This is a genomic window from Bordetella genomosp. 2 (assembly GCF_002261345.1).
Lineage (GTDB): Bacteria > Pseudomonadota > Gammaproteobacteria > Burkholderiales > Burkholderiaceae_B > Bordetella_A.
Genome location: NZ_NEVT01000003.1, coordinates 675,017 through 690,840, shown reverse-complemented (window position 1 = coordinate 690,840; position 15,824 = coordinate 675,017). Strand labels below are relative to the sequence as shown.

The following is a 15,824-nucleotide window of genomic DNA, read 5'->3' as shown; positions in this document are numbered from 1 at the left end:
TCCTGAAGGATACTTGCGTCCTTAAGCCATCTAGATTCAAACCGGAGGAGAACAAGCATGTCTACCCAAGACAGCATGGAACACACCCCATTGAAACGGGTGATGGGACCGAAGCTGCTGTTGCTGTTCATTATTGGCGACATCCTGGGCACGGGCGTCTACGCCCTGACCGGCCAGGTCGCCGCGGAAGTCGGCGGGGCCGCTTGGGCGCCGTTCCTGGTCGCGTTCTTCGTGGCCCTGCTGACGGCCTTTTCCTACCTGGAACTGGTCACCAAATACCCCCGCGCCGCGGGCGCCGCGCTCTACGTGCACAAGGCGTTCGGGATTCATTTCCTGACCTTCATCGTCTGCTTCACCGTGATGTGCTCGGGGCTGACCTCGGCCGCCACCGCATCGCGCGCCTTCTCGGCCAACCTGTTCGTATCGCTGGGCATGGACGCCGATCCCACCCTGGTGACCCTCGGCGCGCTGGGCTTCATGCTGCTGGTCATGGTGATCAACTTCCGCGGCGTCTCGGAAAGCGTCAAGGCCAACGTGGTGCTGACGCTCATCGAACTGAGCGGCCTGCTGCTGGTCATCCTGCTGGGTTTCTACGCCATCTCCGGCGGCCAGGCGGATTTCTCGCGCGTCGTGGCTTTCGAGACCCCTGAAAACAAGAGCGTGTTCCTGGCCATCACCTCGGCCACCGCGCTGGCCTTCTTCGCCATGGTGGGCTTTGAGGACTCGGTCAACATGGCCGAGGAAACCCATGACCCGCACCGCATCTTCCCCAAGGTCATGCTGACGGGACTGGGCATCACGGCCGTCATCTACGTGCTGGTGTCGATCTGCGCCGTGGCGCTGATCCCGGTCGGCGAGCTGGCCGCCAGTTCGACGCCGCTGGTGCTGGTGGTCAAGCGCGCCGCGCCCGGCCTGCCCATGGAAACCATCATGCCGATCATCTCCATGTTCGCCGTGGCGAACTCGGCGCTGATCAACATGATGATGGCCAGCCGCCTGCTCTACGGCATGTCGCGCCAGGGCGTGCTGCCCAAGTTCCTGTCGTACGTGCATACGCGCACCCGCACGCCGTGGTCGGCCATCCTGTTCACCACCGCGCTGGCGCTGGGCCTGATCATCCTGGTGTCGGCCAGCAACTCCAAGGCCATCAGCGCGCTGGGCGGAACCACGGCGCTGCTGCTGCTGGCCGTCTTCGCGTTCGTCAATATCGCCGTGCTGGTGCTGCGCCGCGACCGCGTGCAGCATGAGCACTTCCGCGCCAACACGCTGCTGTCGGTGCTGGGCGCGGTGGCGTGCGTGTTCCTGGTCACGCCGCTGACCGGCCGCGACCCGATCCAGTACCAGGTGGCCGGCTGGCTGCTGGCACTGGGCATCGTCATGTGGGGCATCACGCTGCTGGTGCATCGCAAGGAAAAACCCTTGCCCCACCTCGATCCGGAACACCTCACCGACGACTGACGCGGCACTCCTTCTGGCCGTGCCGGGGCGCCCTTGCGGGCGCCCTTTTGCATGAAGCGGCGCACCCGCCTGGCAGAGCCGGCCGTCCGCGCTTCGGTACTATAGAGCCTGATATCGCTTTTTTTTGGAGATTACCCATGCGACGCGCCGGCAGCGCCGATTTGCCGTTGCATGGCGGCCGCGTCCCGGCTTGGCTGGGCCAGCGCATGTCGCGCCTGGGATCCGTCATCACGCAGGCCATCGTGCACCACTACGGCCGCGACGAGTTCCTGCGCCGGCTGGCGCACCCGTTCTGGTTCCAGTCCTTCGGCGCCGTCATGGGAATGGACTGGCATTCATCGGGCATCACCACCAGCGTGATCGGCGCGCTCAAGCGCGGGCTGGCCCCGCTATCCGGCGAACTGGGCATCCATGTGTGCGGCGGGCGCGGCCAGCATTCGCGCAAGACGCCGCACGAACTGGCGGCGCTGGGCGAGCGCGTGGGCGTGGACAGCGATGCGCTGGCGCGCGCCAGCCGGCTGGTCGCCAAAGTCGACAGCGCCGCCGTGCAAGACGGCTTCGGGCTGTACCTGCACGGCTTCATCGTCACCGACGACGGCAAATGGGTCGTGGTGCAGCAGGGCATGAACGGCGACAGCCGCCTGGCGCGCCGCTACCACTGGCTCTCGGAAGACCTGCGCAGCTTCGTCGATGCGCCGCACGCCGCGATCGACGGGGTCAACCAGGGCCGTATCGTCAACCTGACCGACCGGCGCGCCGCGGCGTCGCGGCAAGGCCAGCTCGCCCTGCTGCTGGAGAACGGCCCCGATTTCATCGTGCAGGAAACGGCCGCCCTGGCGGCGCGGGAAGACCTCCCGGCCGCGCCCCAGCCCGAGCCCGCCCAGTTGGCGCTGCCGCATCTGGCCATGCCGGCGCACCATGATGTGCGCCCCAAGGACGTCAACCTGCGGCGCCTGCACGGCGCGCTGGCGGCGGCGGCCGAGCTCGGCCCGCGCGACTTCGCCGATCTGTTGCTGGTGCCTGGCGTGGGCGAGCGCACCGTGCGCTCGCTGGCGCTGGTGGCCGAGGTGGTGCACGGCGCCCCCTGCCGGTTCGCCGATCCGGCGCGCTTTTCGCTGGCGCACGGCGGCAAGGACCGGCACCCCTACCCGGTGCCCCTGGCGGTATACGACCAGACCATCGAGGTCATGAAGGCGGCGGTCGCCAAGGCCTCGCTCGGCAACGACGAGCGGCTGCAAGCCTTGCAGCGCCTCGACCAGCAGGCGCGGCGCCTGGAACGGGCCGCGCGCGGGCCGGCGCTGCCGGAATTCATCGACGATGAACGGCGCGCATCCCCGAGCTATGCCGGCCGCAGCGTCTACGGCTGGGAGGCCGGTTAGCGGCGGGCACGCGGCCGGGCCGGCGAAGGCACGCGGATTGCTCCCTCAAGAGCAGCCAAGCCTAGGGACCCGCCATGAGAAAGCGCTATACCATCACCGTGCATCCCCGCTGGGACATCCCTTTCGAAGCCTCGGCCGAGCAGGTCGCCGACATGCGCGCCGACGGCCTGGTGGTCGACGAGCTCTGCAACACAGTGCCTACCTGGCTGCCCGGCCCGCTGGTGCGCGGCTGGTGCCGCGCGCAGGATGCCTGGCAATGGCTCAGGCTGTTCTGAGCGCCGCCGGCGTGCGCGCGGCGGCGGCCCGGCGCTTATTTGCCCTTTTTCTCAGCCTGCGGGTTGCTTTCACTTTCCGCCAGCTTGGTCAGCTTCTCGTCGGTCGACTTCTCTTCCTGCAGGGTCTGGTACAGCAGCTTCTCGGCGTCCTTGAACCCCAGGTGCCGGGCAAAAGTGCACAAGGTTCCATAGCTTGAAATTTCGTAATGCTCGGCCTTCTGCGCGGCGGCGATCAGCGCGGCGTCGAGCACGGGCCCCTTGGTGATTTCCTCGATCACTTCTTTGCCCTCTTCGACCAGCCCTTCCATGGCGGCGCACTTCATGCGCTTGAGCTTGATATCGCAAAGCTCCACCACCTGGTCAATGCGTTCGATCTGGCCCTGCGTTTCTTCCAGGTGCGCCTGGAATGCTTCCGACAATTTCGGATTGGTCGCCGCCCGGGCCAGTTTGGGCAGCGCTTTGGCCAATTGCTTCTCGGCGCTATAGATATCCGATAGCTCGTGGATGAACAGGTCCTACAATGTCTTGGCGGCCATGACTCTCTCTCTGGAAAATGGGTGAAACAACGAGCCCGGACCCCCGCAAGCTGCATACCCGCGCCCAGGCGGCTGCCGCGCCGGGCACGATTCCTGCGGTGCAGCCGTCTCTTCATTCTCATCCCGCGGGGGTACCACTCATGGAAACCAAGACACCCACACACGAGGCCGAAAAACACTTCATGGACTGGCTGCGCGACGCCCATGCCATGGAGGAGCAGGCCGAGAGCATGCTGGAGGGCATGGCATCGCGGTTGGAGCACTATCCCGACCTGAAGCGCCGTGTCGAACAGCACATCCAGGAAACGCGCGAACAGGCCCGCCTGGTCAAGCAATGCATCGAGAGCCGCGGCGGCGACACCTCGGTGCTGAAAGTCGCCGCGGGCAAGACCATGGGCGCCGCGCAGGCGTTCTCCGGCATGCTGGTGGGGGACGAAGTGGTCAAGGGCGCCATGTTCGGCTATACGTTCGAACACATGGAAATCGCCGCCTACCGCAACCTGATCGAGGCCGCCAAAGTGGTCGGCGACATCCAGACACAGCAGACTTGCGAGCGCATCCTGGGCGAAGAACTCGCCATGGCGGCCTGGCTGGAACAGAACATGGCCGGGGTCGTCCGGCAATATCTGCTGCGTTCCGATTACGCCGAAGACAAGGCCAAGCGCTAGAGGCCCGCGCCTGCCGCATGGGGCCCGGCCGCACACCAGGCGGCCGGGCCTTGATAGTTCCGGCGAACTACTTGGTGCGCACGGGCTCGCCGCCGCTGCCCAGGTCCGCCCCCGTAACGGGATCCGCGTCGGGCGCCGACGCGGTGCGCGACACCAGCGCCTGCAAGGCCTCCTGCTGCTCCGCTGTCAGGCCGACCGACGGCATGCCATCGTCGCCATCCACCGCGCACTGGCGATCGCGGTCGGACACCATCTCGAAATTGGCGTCGCTGTTCCACGAGCCGCGCGTATTGCCCTCGCCTTGCGACATGTCGAAATACACATTGGCGAAGCGCGGGTCCCCGGGCAGCTTGCCCGGCGGAAAATTCGGCTGCATCGAGTAAAGGGCTTTCTCGAACGAGCGCTGATGCGACACTTCGCGCGTCATCAGGAAGCCCAGGGCCTCCTTGACGCCCGGATCGTCGGTCACATTGATGAGGCGCTCGTAGATGATCTTCGCCCGGGCTTCGGCGGCGATATTCGAGCGCAGGTCGGCGGACGGATCGCCGATGGTGTCGATATAGCCGGCATTCCAGAGCTGCCCGCCGGAATTGGTCAACGCCGGCCCGCCGCCATACAGCACCTGGGTCACGTGCGAATCATTGCCGGCGCCGTGCAAGGCGCGATACAGCTCGGCCTCGCTTTCGGTGGCTTCGGCCAGTTGCCCCTTGGCGCCCTTGTTCAGCATCGCCACCAGCGTGCCGATGATTTCCAGGTGGCTCAACTCCTCGGTGGCAATATCGAACAGCATGTCCTTGCGCCCCGGATCGTCCTCGGCGATGGCCTGGGTGAAATACCGACAGGCCGCCGCCAACTCCCCTTGCGGCCCGCCGAACTGTTCCAACAGCAAATTGGCCAGGCCCGGGTTCCCTTCCCGGACGCGGACGGTGTACTGCAAGCGCTTGTTGTGTGCAAACATGAGAATCTCCCGGCAGGTTCGCCCGCGGAATGCGGGCGCGGACGGCCTTCGCAAGCGCTGTACCCGCGCCCCTTCGGTGTGCGTCGCGGTAATACCTGGCAACCGCCGTAAAGCCTCGCTGCCTTTTTCCGCTTGCCGGATGGCGCCGCCGCACTACACTTGGCTGGCCACCATACTAAAAAGGGCCATATCATGCGCACTTCTCTGGGCATACTCATCCTGGCGGCCGCCTGTTGCGGCGCGCTTTCCAGCCAGGCGCTGGCCGCGCCCCCCGAGGGCAAGGGCAAGCCCGCCCAGGCCGGCGGGCAAGGCAACGGCAAGGGCAACAATGACAAGGGCGGCAAGGGCAACGGCCAGGGCAATGGCAGCAGCAAATCCAAGGGCGGCGACCACGCCGGCCACCGAGGCGGCGATGGCGACGTGAACGTCGGCATTTCGCTGACGACCGCCGGCATCAGCGTGTCGACCGCGCGCGGCTATGCGGTTGATTACGGCGCCACCGGCTATTCGAGCCTGCCGCCAGGCATCCGCAAGAACCTGGCGCGCGGCAAGCCCCTGCCCCCCGGAATAGCCAAGAAGATGGTTCCCGGACCGATGCTGGCGCACCTGCCCGTGCACCCCGGCTACGAATGGCGGGTGGCCGGCACCGACCTGATCCTGGTGGCCATCGGCACCGCCATCGTCGCGGACGTGCTGTTCGACGTGTTCGACTGAAGCGGCCGGCGACCCCGTCCCGCCATACATACTGGTGTACCGCCACCATGACCACGTGCCCGGCGATCAACGCCAGCATCAGCCAGCCCGTCCAGCCATGCAGCGCGTTACCCACTGCCATCAGGGACGGGATTTCCTGCCCCGACGCTTCGAGCACCGGAACCCCGAACACGGCAAACCCCTTGCCGCGGCCGTACGTGCGCAACATGGCGACGAACGGCACGATGACCATCAGCGCATAGAGGGCCAGATGGCCCGCGCTGGATAGGCGACCCCATATGTTCGGATCGGCCGGCGGGCGGCGACGCGAATTGGCCAGGCCCCAGATGCCGCGCAGCAGCGCCAGCACCAGCAGCATCGCGCCCAGCGAGCCGTGCGAGGACCAGAACCAGCGTGTCACGGCCGCTTCGCGGTCCCAGGCATGCAGGATGGCGCCCACGAACTGCCACGCGAACAGCGTCGCCATGCCCCAGTGCAGGCAGCGGCTGACCACGCCGTAGCCGTGTGGGGAGTCCTGCCAACAGGTGCCCGTACTATCCATTTGCTATCTCCGGTTGATGAGGGACACCCGATATTGGCCACTCGTGCCGCGCCGGACCTTGATGCGGCGCAACACAAGGAGCATGCAGCGCCCCCGCCGCCCGGAGTTGAAACGCGCTGAAAGCGGACCAGGAAAATTGGTCAAAGCGCACCGCCGGGCAGCGCGGCGGCAGGCCGATATACTGGATATAATTACAGTATTCGGCCGCCCGGCGCCTACATATTTATCAATACTTCCGCCCGGACTTGTTATGTTCTAGTCACCAGGACGGATGGAATCCGTGCGCATCGCCCGCCAGGCCGCGGGCCGATCGGTGGCCGCTGGACCAATCCAAGGGAGGGTGAAGTGGCGACGAGCAAGACGAGCACCAGAAAGGTCTATTACCGGCGCAGCCAGTTGCAGCCGGCCAATACCCAGACTCTGCAACAGTTGCTGGCCGCGGCGCTCGGCGACCGGAAACGCATCAAGGACCGGCTCGAAACCATCGACGCGGCCGCCGACGCCTGCCGCGTGATCAACCAGCCGCGGCAGATGGGGGCTGCCTTGTGCGGCACGCTGCTGACATTCGAGCGCGGCAGCCACCAACTGGTGGTCGAGGACAACCCGGACGCCGCGTCGCTGGTCATGGCGGCGCTGCAGCCGCCCAAGATGAACGGCACGCAGCAGCAATTCGTGCCCGGCGTGCTGTTCTTCGCCCTGATCGACAACCATGTCGCCCTGGTGCAATCGGCCAGCCTGCGCGCCAGCGGGCTGGAACAGCACCTGGCATGGCTGCTGCGCGACCAGTGCTGGGCCATCGGGCCGGACGCCGGCATCGCCCTGGTCGACGAACCGAAAAAAGCCACCAAGGAACGGATCCGCAAGTCCCATGTAAAAGCCGTGTCGATCGGCCGCCCTTTCATGAACCAGGCGCCCCACACGGCGCCGGACGGCTCGACCGTCCAGCTTGCCGCCGGGCAGGCGCGCAACGTCGCCAAGCTGGCGCCCGACCCGACCGTGCTGTCCCTGATCAAGGGCTTCATGGGCGACGACAGCTACGCCAAGCTGGATATCGAAGACGCGGTCTTCGACGGCAACCTGGAAGTATGGCTGGAGATCCGCTACCCGAAACGCAGCCGCGCCCAGCCGGGCGACACGGTCCGGCTGATGGACAACCTGGGCATCGCGCTGCGCGACCAGGAAGAGAACACCGTGGCGCTGCAGCTCGCCGACGGCACCACCGTCTCGGGCAACGACTTGAAGATCAGTAGTACGATACCGCTCAGGTCGGTGGACGGCGTGCCGAACATCGACGCCTTCTATGCCGACATGACGACCTGGCTCGGTGAACTCATCCGCAACAAGGTGATTTCAGCCTGATTACTCCATGACCCGACTCGCCAGATGGTCTGTGATAGCAATCATTACCCTGGCATATGGCGGGGCAGCCATGCTGTTGCCCGTCGTCGGCGCTTCCAGCACCATCAAGAGCCTGTCGGGCATCAACGTACTGGTCACGGGGCTGCTGGGCTGGTTCTTTCGCCAGTTCCACAACATCACCGGCGCGGGCGTGCTGCGCGCACGCGAACTCGACCGCTATGCCATCAAGCGCACCGAGATGCGCGCCCGGTTCTGGCGGGCTTTTGCCTTCAATGCCGCCGTGGGCGTCCTGCTGTACGCGCTGGGCATCCTGGCGGACGGCTCCGGCGGCGGGCCATGGGTGCCGTTCGTGGCCGGTTTCCTGGTGTCGCTGGCCATCTGCAACGCCTGCATGCTGGTGAGCTGGATCAACGAACTGTCGGCCTTCGCCGACAAACTGCGCGTGCTCGAGCAAGACCGCAAAGAGCACGCTGAACAGGTCAAGCGGCTGGACGCCTCGAGCAAGGGCTGACTCCGCGCGGGCCAGGCACGCTATTTGCGGATGACTGGAATTCCCTCACGGGCTCACGAGGGATATTCCCACATCCGGAGATCACAATGGCCAAGACAGCAAGCATCAAACCCAACCAAGTCGAAGACCTGCTCTACCAGGCCCTGGAAACAGAAATGGGCGGCGTGCAGGTATACCAGGCCGCGATCGGCTGCGCGATCAACGACGACCTGAAGGAAGAGTGGCAAGGCTACCTGGAGGAAACCACCACGCACCGCCAGGTCCTGTTGACCGTCTTTGAACAATTGGGGCTGGACCCCGACGCCGACGTGCCATCGCGCGCCGTCGTCGCGCACCACGGCAAATCGCTGGTCAAGGCCATCGAGCTGGCGAAGACGCAAGGCGACCCGGCCGCCGCGCAGATCGTCGCCGCGGAATGCGTGGTGCTGGCCGAAACCAAGGACCACCTGAATTGGGAACTGATCGGGCTGCTGGCCGAGAAAATGAACGGCACGACCGCGAAGGTGCTCAAGCAGGCATTCGACGCCGTCGAGAAGGACGAGGACCACCACCTCTACCACACCAAAGGCTGGACCCGCGAACTCTGGATAGAAGCGCTGGGCATGCCAGCCGTGCTGCCGCCGCCCGAGGAAGTGAAGAAGGTGGAAACCGCGATCGGCGCGTCGCGGGCCGAACAGGCGCGCGACAGCATGCTGGGCAAGAAGCACTAGCACGCCGTTGCCCCAACAAAAAAGCCCTCTATACAGAGGGCTTTTTTTCAACGCTGGTGCGTCAGAGCACGCGGATCTTGGTGGCCTGCGGGCCCTTGGCCCCTTGCGAGGACACGTAGCTCACGCGCTGGTTCTCTTCCAGCGACTTGAAGCCTTCGCTTTCGATTTCCGAAAAGTGCGCGAAGAGATCCTTGCCGCCGTTCTCGGGCATGATGAAGCCAAAGCCCTTTTCAGCGTTGAACCATTTGACGATGCCGGTTTCCATAGTACTTCCCTAATAAAAATAACGTTCGAACGATTGCTCGAACAGACGATCAAGGAAGGACTGAGGACAATGATGGCACGTTAATCGTGCATGACCGCACAACGATCACGACACTTGAAGATCACGCCCACTATGGACGTACCCCGCCCGGAAGTCAACCCAAGTTTCAAATGAGTCGCCGGCCGCGGCGGCGGCCCGCTCAGTGAAACCGGTCGCGAGGCTTGCCCTCGATCCAGCGCAACGCGCTGTTGAGCTGGGTCGCGAGGTCTTCCGCCTGGTCGTTGGTCAGCGCGTATACCTTTACCTGCGACGTCGCGGCGCCTTCCTGCCCGGCGGCCATTTCGCGGCTGGCATATGAAATGCGCAGCATCAGCGCATCGCTCGGGCCGGTAAGCGCACCAACCTGCACGTTGACGACGCTCTGGGCGTCGATCTTTGATTTGCCCATGATTCGACGCCTCAGATAGGTGGATGTAGGCCTTCTACAGTACCACGCCGCTATGCGGGTGATTCGGGCGAGCTGCGTATCGCGCACAGGATGGTCGCCTCGGCCACCAGGTCATCCTGCACGAAGGCCTGGCCGCGGTACTTGCAAATGGCGCGACTGAGCCGCACCGCCCGCACTTCCAGGCGCAATTGGTCGCCCACGACAACCGGCTTCAGGAACGCCGCGCCGTCGATCCCCAGGAAATAATAGACAGCCTGGCCCTGGTCCGGCCGGCGCTGGCTGCCTTCGTCGGCAAAGGAGAACAGCGCCGCCGACTGCGCCATCGCCTCGACGATGAGCGCCGCGGGCATGGTCTGGCCCACCGCCAGGAAAGGGTCGCTGGCGGAAACGTTCTTGATCGCCGTGATCTTCTGCTGCGGCACCATATCGGCCACATGGTCTATCAGGAGCATCGGGTAGCGATGCGGCAAACGCTCCATGATCGACTTGACGTCCAGGTCCATAAGTTGCCTCTGCTGGCTGGTTTCACTGGAACCCGTGACAGGCCGGCCGGCCCTCGGCGAGGGCCGGCCGGCCAGCGCTACCAGAAGCGCAACCGCCCGGACTGCTCCTGGTTCAGGCGCTTCGCCTCTTCTTCCGCATACGCTTCCTCGTCGGGCTCGTACGACCCTTCATAGAGGCATTCGCTGCGATTCCAGGTGCACTCGTTGAACAATCGACTTACCGTTCCGGAGCCGGTCGAGGAACATCCGGAAACCAGCCCGGCCAGAAACACCACCGCCGCGCAGCGGCCCAACGTTTGAATCGACATATTTCCCTTTCCTGATTGCTGCCGCCATTGTGACGGCAAGCGCCCCTGCAGGGCAATGCCGGCGCGAAAAGGCGAGGAAAAGCTGGAAGGAACTGGCGCGAGGCGCGAATCGCGCGATGCCCGGGCAACAAAAAACCCGCACTCTTGCGAGTTGCGGGTCTTGCGGGCTTCCCGGCGTTTGCAGGGAGGGAATTCTTGGTGCCGACGGCGAGACTCGAACTCGCACAGCTTTCGCCACTACCCCCTCAAGATAGCGTGTCTACCAATTCCACCACGTCGGCTTGGCTTCCCGTGTACGGCTATTGCCGCTGGAAAGTCGGGCATTCTAGCATGGAAATCGGCGCCCGGCCAACGCCGAACGCCGACCAGGCGCTGCTACTGGGCCGGCTTAGGGGTGTTTTCGGGCTGGGCGGGCGCGGCCGGCTGGACCGGCTGTTCAACGGGTTTTTCGGCGGACGGCTGCTCGGCCGGCTTGTCGGCCGGCGCGGGGGCGGCGGGCACGTCGGCCGGCTTGGATTCCGATTGCGGCGCGGCCGGGGCCGGAGCCTGCGGCACCGAGGCGTCCGGCTGGGCCGGGGCCGTTTGCGGCACGGAACTGTTGCCGTTGCCGGCGGCGCCGGGCACCTGCGGCACGGAGCGATCGGCCGGGAAATCCTGCATGACGCCGGATTCCATGGCGCCGCCCGAGGACGAGCCACCGTGGCTCAGGTAGGCCAGGCCCAGGGTGCTGACGAAGAAGATCACGGCGGCCCACTTGGTGGAACGCGACAGGAAGTTGGCCGCCCCGGAGGCGCCGAACAGGCTGCCGGCAGAACCGCTGCCGAATGCCGAGCCCATATCGGCGCCCTTGCCCTGCTGCAGCAGGACCAGGACGATGATCGCCAGGGCCGACAGGACCTGGACGACCAGCAAAATGGTGAGTGTCAAAGACATTGAAGACTCCGGACGGAAACTTAGGCTGCGGCGATGCGCAGGAATTCTTCGGCCACGAGCGACGCGCCGCCCACCAGGGCACCATCGATATCGGGCATGGCGAACAGGCTGGCGGCATTGGCCGCCTTGACGCTGCCGCCGTAGAGGACGCGCACCTGCCCGGCGCCCAGGCCACGCAGCGCCACGCGGATGGCGCCGTGGACTTCCTGGGCCTGCTCGGGGGTGGCGGTGCGGCCGGTGCCGATGGCCCACACGGGTTCGTATGCCAGCACCATGCGCGACAGCGCGTCGGCGCCCAGGGCCAGGACCGGCTCGAGCTGGCGCTCGATCACGCCGAGGGTGTTGCCGCCCTCGCGATCGGCCAGCGACTCGCCCACGCACACTACCGGGGTCAGGCCGGCGTCGAGCGCGGCGCGCGCCTTGTCGGCCACGGCCTGGTCGGCTTCACCGTGCAGGGTGCGGCGCTCGGAGTGGCCGGCCAGCGCCCAGCGGCAGCCGAATTCCTTCAGCATGGCGCCCGACACTTCGCCCGTATAGGCGCCCTTGGCGTGCGCGCTGACGTCCTGCGCGCCCCAGGACACGGCGCTGCCCTCCAGGACGGACGCGGCCTGGGCCAGGTACGGGAACGGCACGCACACCCCGATTTCGCAGTGGGAGGCCGGGTCGGCCGCCCGCAGCGCCTCGAGGAGCGCGGTGTTCTCGGCCAGGCTGCCGTGCATCTTCCAGTTGCCCAGGACGAGCCGGGCGCGGTTCTCATGAGAGGTCATGGCGCAAAACGGTATGGGGTGGGCCCGGACGAAATCCGGGTCAAACCCAAGATTGTATCCTGTTTACCGCAAAATACGCCGTGGCCCGGGCAGGCGTTACACGGTCAGGATGATCTTGCCGATGTTCTCGCCGGCCTCCATCATGGCGTGCGCCGCCGCCGCCTGCTCGAGCGGGAAGGTGGCGTGCACGATGGGCTTGATGGCGCCCTGCTCCAGCAGCGGCCAGACGCGCTGGCGCAGCGCCTGGGCGATGGCGCCCTTGAAGGCCACCGGGCGGGGCCGCAGGGTCGAGCCGGTGAGCGTCAGGCGGCGGCGCAGGATCTGGTTGCAGTCGACTTCGGCGCGCGCCCCGCCTAGCAGGGCGATGACCACGATGCGGCCGTCATCGGCCAGGCATTTCATGTTGCGGTTGATGTAGTCGCCAGCCACCATGTCCAGGATCACATTGACGCCGGCGCCGCCGGTGGCGTCGAGGACCTCTTTGACGAAATCCTGCGTCTTGTAGTTGATGCCCTTGGCGGCGCCGAGCTGCTCGACCGCGCGCACGCGCTCGTCGCTGCCCACCGTGGCGTACACCGGGTTGCCCATGGCGCGCGCCAGCTGGATGGCCGTGGTGCCGATGCCGCTGGCCCCGCCATGCACCAGCAGGGCCTCGCCGGCCTGCAAGGCGCCGCGGTCGAACACATTGCTCCAGACGGTGAAGTAGGTTTCGGGCAAGCCGGCGGCCTCGATGTCGGACAGGCCTTTGGGAATGGGCAGGCACTGCGCGGCCGGCGCGACGCAATATTCGGCATAGCCGCCGCCCGCCACCAGCGCGCACACCTTGTCGCCCACCGCGAAACCGCCCGCCGCGGCATCGCCGCCGACGATCTCGCCGGCCACTTCCAGGCCCGGCAGGTCGGAGGCGCCCGGCGGCGGCGCGTAGTTGCCCTTGCGCTGGAATACGTCCGGACGGTTGATGCCGGCCGCGGCGACCTTGATCAGCACTTCGCCGGCGCCTGGTTCAGGCATGGAGCGCTCGGTCGGCACCAGCACGTCCGGACCGCCGGGTTGGGAAATCTCTATTGCTCGCATCGCGCGCCTCCTCAATCAAATGGATTATTATGCTGCCCTTTACGGAAGATCCAAACCGGCCATGCGGCGCTTGCGTCCACGGCCCGGACTTTCCCGCCGCGGTACCATACCGGGGCGCGAACGGAAGCGTGGCCGAGTGGTTGAAGGCACCGGTCTTGAAAACCGGCAAGGGTTTGCGCCCTTCGTGGGTTCGAATCCCACCGCTTCCGCCATTGCCGCCGCGCGCACCCATGGCGAAATTGGTAGACGCAAGAGACTTAAAATCTCTCGCCGCAAGGCGTCCCGGTTCGATTCCGGGTGGGTGCACCATTCGGCGCGCAGGCGCGCAATTGCCAATATTTACAATATCGGGCGCCGACGCCGCCCGTGCGGCCAGGGCCCCCGCCTCGCCCCGCTGGCGCGTATAAATCCCGTTACTTTTCAGCGGCGCCGGTGCCTTCGGCAGGATTCCCGACATACGCCCTGCGGTAACATGTCCAGCATTCAAGTCCCTATTTTTCGCATGGACGCTTATATCGACAAGATCGGCCAGTTCATCCAGGCCAACCAGGACTGGGCCGGGCCGATCACCTTCCTGCTGACGCTGGGAGAATCGCTGATCCTGGTCGGCCTGTTCATCCCCGCCACCGCGCTGATGCTGCTGACCGGCGGCCTGATCGGTGCGGGCACGCTGTCGCCCTGGAATGTGCTGGCCTGGGGCATCGCCGGCGCCATCGTGGGCGACGCGATCTCGTACGGCCTGGGCCGCTGGCTGGGTCCCGGCCTGATGCGCCGCTGGCCGTTCAACACCCAGCGCACCGCCGTGGCGCGGGCGCGGCTGTTTTTCTACCGCTATGGCTTCGCCTCGGTACTGATCGGCCGGTTCCTGGGGCCGATCCGGTCCACCATTCCCACCGTGGCCGGCATCATGGGCATGAACCACGCCCGCTTCCAGCTCGCCAATGTGCTGTCGGCGGTGGCCTGGATGCCGCTCATGCTGCTGCCCGGCTACCTGACCGCGCGCGGCCTGGGCGCCATGCAGGGTAGCCAGCACATCGGCCTGGTGGCCGGCACGGCCGCCTCGGTGCTGATCGGCTGCTGGCTGCTGGTGGCATTGATGCGCAAGCGGCGCCAGCCGGAAGCCGGCCGGCCCCAGCGCCGCCGCTGACGCGGCAAGCCGCGGCAAGGGCCAGCAATGCTTTACCGCGCCCTCGCCGACTTCGTCTTGCTGGTGCATGCCGCCTTTGTGCTGTTCGTGGCGCTGGGCGGCCTGTTGGTCCTGTGGAAGCGTTGGCTGATGCCGTGGCACCTGGCGGCCCTGGCCTGGGGCGCCACGGTGATGGGCCTGGGCTGGATCTGTCCGCTGACGCCGCTGGAAAATGATTTGCGGCAGATGGCCGGGCAGGAAGGCTACCCGGGCGGGTTTATCGACCATTATGTGTTCGGGCTGATTTACCCGGAGGGGCTGACGCGGGGGATGCAGGTGATGCTGGCGGGAGCCTTGGTCATTGGCAGTGCAGTGGTTTATGCGCTGGCGTACGCGCGCCGGCCACGCAAGTAAGGCGGGACGCTACCTCAGCGAATGCCTGATGGAGGCCAGCGCGCCATCCGTCATCAAAAGCACGGCCTTCGAGCCCGGCAGGTATTTAAGCGGCACCCGCGTGCCGGCGACCAGCCGGCGCTCGCCGCCGTCCTTGACCAGTTGAATGACCTTGGCGGTAAAGCCGGCGTGGGAGGCATCTTCGGGCTCGACCCGCACGACCAGTTGATACCAATGCCGGTCGGACTTGTTCTCCGGCCTGCCTACCCGCAAGACCGAGACAATCTCGCCGGTGCCCGGCAGGCCCTTGGTGCGCAGGTGCTGTGCCTCGAACATCGATATGCCCCGGTACAGCAGGACCATCCCGCCAGCCATCAGATAGCAGCGCAGCGCGTTCTCGATACCATCGGCGCCGGTAGCCTGGAACGGGTTCTGCATCCGGGCACTTTCGCTGCCAATCAGCACAACTGTGCCAGCCGCGACCAGGCCGATCGCGGCGATGCACACAATGACGCGCCATACACCGGCGTAGCGCATCGAATCAGGCGCTCAAGACCAGAACCAGACCTTGGTCGCGCTTCAGATAAGCGGCGATGGTGTTCCAGAGGTTCTGGATGGCCAGGCAGAGCCAGCGTATGATCGGCCCGCCCGACGCGATGACCGTGGTGGCAAACAGCGCGATCGTCATGCCAAGCATGAACAGAGTACCGCTGGCCGCGCCCAATATGGATGACGGCATGTCGATCGTAAGCGGCGCCACCGAATAGAGATTGTGCGCCGGCTTGTTCTTGATAAAGACATTGGTGGTCGGCAACTTCATGCAACTGAGCATCTCGTTTTTCGAGACTCCAGTCATGTACGGGCCGATACCGGTGCTTTTACCGGTCCCCATGCATCC

20 protein-coding genes, 3 tRNA genes and 2 pseudogenes are annotated in these 15,824 nt (G+C 65.8%); 12 read left to right on the top strand and 13 right to left on the bottom strand.

The window, feature by feature from the left end:
- The first annotated feature begins 57 nt into the window (after positions 1–57).
- The 3 genes from CAL24_RS05395 to CAL24_RS05385 all read left to right on the top strand — a co-directional run bounded on the left by CAL24_RS05395 (position 58) and on the right by CAL24_RS05385 (position 3,112).
- Complete coding sequence (locus tag CAL24_RS05395) at positions 58–1,458, top strand: APC family permease (RefSeq protein ID WP_028356476.1); 1,401 nt, start codon at positions 58–60, stop codon at positions 1,456–1,458.
- A 137-nt stretch (positions 1,459–1,595) separates the two neighbouring features.
- Positions 1,596–2,837, top strand: a complete 1,242-nt coding sequence (locus CAL24_RS05390) for a DUF763 domain-containing protein (RefSeq protein WP_028356477.1) — start codon at positions 1,596–1,598, stop codon at positions 2,835–2,837.
- A 74-nt stretch (positions 2,838–2,911) separates the two neighbouring features.
- The gene (locus tag CAL24_RS05385; protein WP_028356478.1) at positions 2,912–3,112 is read left to right on the top strand and encodes a hypothetical protein; all 201 of its coding nucleotides are present in this window, start codon (positions 2,912–2,914) and stop codon (positions 3,110–3,112) included.
- Between the two features lie 35 nt (positions 3,113–3,147).
- On the opposite strand, the gene CAL24_RS05380 is transcribed toward CAL24_RS05385, so the two are convergent.
- Positions 3,148–3,624: a ferritin-like domain-containing protein gene (locus tag CAL24_RS05380; protein ID WP_249278512.1), complete on the bottom strand. Its 477-nt coding sequence runs from the start codon at positions 3,622–3,624 to the stop codon at positions 3,148–3,150.
- Between the two features lie 164 nt (positions 3,625–3,788).
- On the opposite strand from CAL24_RS05380, the gene CAL24_RS05375 reads away from it, so the two are divergent.
- Entirely contained in the window at positions 3,789–4,316 is a 528-nt protein-coding gene (locus CAL24_RS05375) for a ferritin-like domain-containing protein (RefSeq protein ID WP_028356480.1), read from the top strand.
- 67 nt (positions 4,317–4,383) lie between these two features.
- Here the strand turns inward: CAL24_RS05375 and CAL24_RS05370 are convergent, their stop codons facing one another.
- Positions 4,384–5,274, bottom strand: coding sequence for a manganese catalase family protein (locus CAL24_RS05370; RefSeq protein ID WP_028356481.1), 891 nt, complete (start codon positions 5,272–5,274; stop codon positions 4,384–4,386).
- Between the two features lie 192 nt (positions 5,275–5,466).
- Here CAL24_RS05370 and CAL24_RS24215 point away from each other — a divergent pair, with 192 nt between their 5' ends.
- A complete protein-coding gene (locus CAL24_RS24215; protein ID WP_212591725.1) occupies positions 5,467–5,988 on the top strand; it encodes an anti-virulence regulator CigR family protein in 522 nt (173 codons plus the stop codon).
- 19 nt (positions 5,989–6,007) lie between these two features.
- On the opposite strand, the pseudogene CAL24_RS24500 reads toward CAL24_RS24215, so the two are convergent.
- Positions 6,008–6,529, bottom strand: a pseudogene (locus tag CAL24_RS24500) (cytochrome b); the annotation flags it as partial.
- A 345-nt stretch (positions 6,530–6,874) separates the two neighbouring features.
- Between CAL24_RS24500 and CAL24_RS05360 the strand changes: the two are divergent.
- From CAL24_RS05360 to CAL24_RS05350, 3 genes are all read left to right on the top strand, one after another.
- Positions 6,875–7,888, top strand: a complete 1,014-nt coding sequence (locus tag CAL24_RS05360) for a hypothetical protein (RefSeq protein ID WP_141218049.1) — start codon at positions 6,875–6,877, stop codon at positions 7,886–7,888.
- A 70-nt stretch (positions 7,889–7,958) separates the two neighbouring features.
- Entirely contained in the window at positions 7,959–8,399 is a 441-nt protein-coding gene (locus CAL24_RS05355) for a hypothetical protein (protein WP_094805932.1), read from the top strand.
- A gap of 86 nt (positions 8,400–8,485) precedes the next feature.
- Positions 8,486–9,109, top strand: coding sequence for a hypothetical protein (locus tag CAL24_RS05350; RefSeq protein WP_028356486.1), 624 nt, complete (start codon positions 8,486–8,488; stop codon positions 9,107–9,109).
- Positions 9,110–9,170: 61 nt separating this feature from the next.
- Here CAL24_RS05350 and CAL24_RS05345 read toward each other — a convergent pair whose 3' ends face one another.
- The 8 genes and pseudogenes from CAL24_RS05345 to CAL24_RS05310 form a co-directional block, all read right to left on the bottom strand.
- Positions 9,171–9,374, bottom strand: coding sequence for a cold-shock protein (locus CAL24_RS05345; RefSeq protein WP_028356487.1), 204 nt, complete (start codon positions 9,372–9,374; stop codon positions 9,171–9,173).
- Positions 9,375–9,573: 199 nt separating this feature from the next.
- Entirely contained in the window at positions 9,574–9,822 is a 249-nt protein-coding gene (locus CAL24_RS05340) for a hypothetical protein (RefSeq protein WP_028356488.1), read from the bottom strand.
- Positions 9,823–9,872: 50 nt separating this feature from the next.
- Positions 9,873–10,325 (bottom strand): 3-hydroxyacyl-ACP dehydratase FabZ, encoded by a 453-nt coding sequence (fabZ, locus tag CAL24_RS05335; protein ID WP_028356489.1) that lies wholly within the window; start codon positions 10,323–10,325, stop codon positions 9,873–9,875.
- A gap of 77 nt (positions 10,326–10,402) precedes the next feature.
- Positions 10,403–10,633: a hypothetical protein gene (locus CAL24_RS05330; protein ID WP_028356490.1), complete on the bottom strand. Its 231-nt coding sequence runs from the start codon at positions 10,631–10,633 to the stop codon at positions 10,403–10,405.
- Positions 10,634–10,829: 196 nt separating this feature from the next.
- Positions 10,830–10,914 (bottom strand) — tRNA-Leu (locus CAL24_RS05325).
- Positions 10,915–11,140: 226 nt separating this feature from the next.
- A pseudogene (secG, locus tag CAL24_RS05320) lies at positions 11,141–11,566 on the bottom strand (preprotein translocase subunit SecG); the annotation flags it as partial.
- Positions 11,567–11,586: 20 nt separating this feature from the next.
- Positions 11,587–12,333 carry a triose-phosphate isomerase gene (gene tpiA, locus CAL24_RS05315; protein WP_028356500.1) on the bottom strand — a complete coding sequence of 249 codons (747 nt, stop codon included), beginning with the start codon at positions 12,331–12,333 and terminating at the stop codon, positions 11,587–11,589.
- A gap of 96 nt (positions 12,334–12,429) precedes the next feature.
- Positions 12,430–13,407 (bottom strand): NAD(P)H-quinone oxidoreductase, encoded by a 978-nt coding sequence (locus CAL24_RS05310; protein WP_094805929.1) that lies wholly within the window; start codon positions 13,405–13,407, stop codon positions 12,430–12,432.
- A 122-nt stretch (positions 13,408–13,529) separates the two neighbouring features.
- Between CAL24_RS05310 and CAL24_RS05305 the strand changes: the two genes are divergently transcribed.
- From CAL24_RS05305 to CAL24_RS05290, 4 genes are all read left to right on the top strand, one after another.
- Positions 13,530–13,619: transfer RNA gene (locus CAL24_RS05305), tRNA-Ser, on the top strand.
- Positions 13,620–13,631: 12 nt separating this feature from the next.
- Positions 13,632–13,716, top strand: a tRNA-Leu gene (locus CAL24_RS05300).
- Between the two features lie 193 nt (positions 13,717–13,909).
- Positions 13,910–14,554 (top strand): DedA family protein, encoded by a 645-nt coding sequence (locus CAL24_RS05295; protein WP_094805927.1) that lies wholly within the window; start codon positions 13,910–13,912, stop codon positions 14,552–14,554.
- 27 nt (positions 14,555–14,581) lie between these two features.
- A complete protein-coding gene (locus CAL24_RS05290) occupies positions 14,582–14,947 on the top strand; it encodes a DUF2784 domain-containing protein (RefSeq protein ID WP_094805925.1) in 366 nt (121 codons plus the stop codon).
- Positions 14,948–14,956: 9 nt separating this feature from the next.
- On the opposite strand, the gene CAL24_RS05285 is transcribed toward CAL24_RS05290, so the two are convergent.
- Both CAL24_RS05285 and CAL24_RS05280 read right to left on the bottom strand, forming a co-directional pair.
- Entirely contained in the window at positions 14,957–15,463 is a 507-nt protein-coding gene (locus CAL24_RS05285) for a hypothetical protein (protein WP_094805924.1), read from the bottom strand.
- A gap of 4 nt (positions 15,464–15,467) precedes the next feature.
- Positions 15,468–15,746 (bottom strand): hypothetical protein, encoded by a 279-nt coding sequence (locus tag CAL24_RS05280; protein WP_038854087.1) that lies wholly within the window; start codon positions 15,744–15,746, stop codon positions 15,468–15,470.
- Positions 15,747–15,824: the final 78 nt, after the last annotated feature.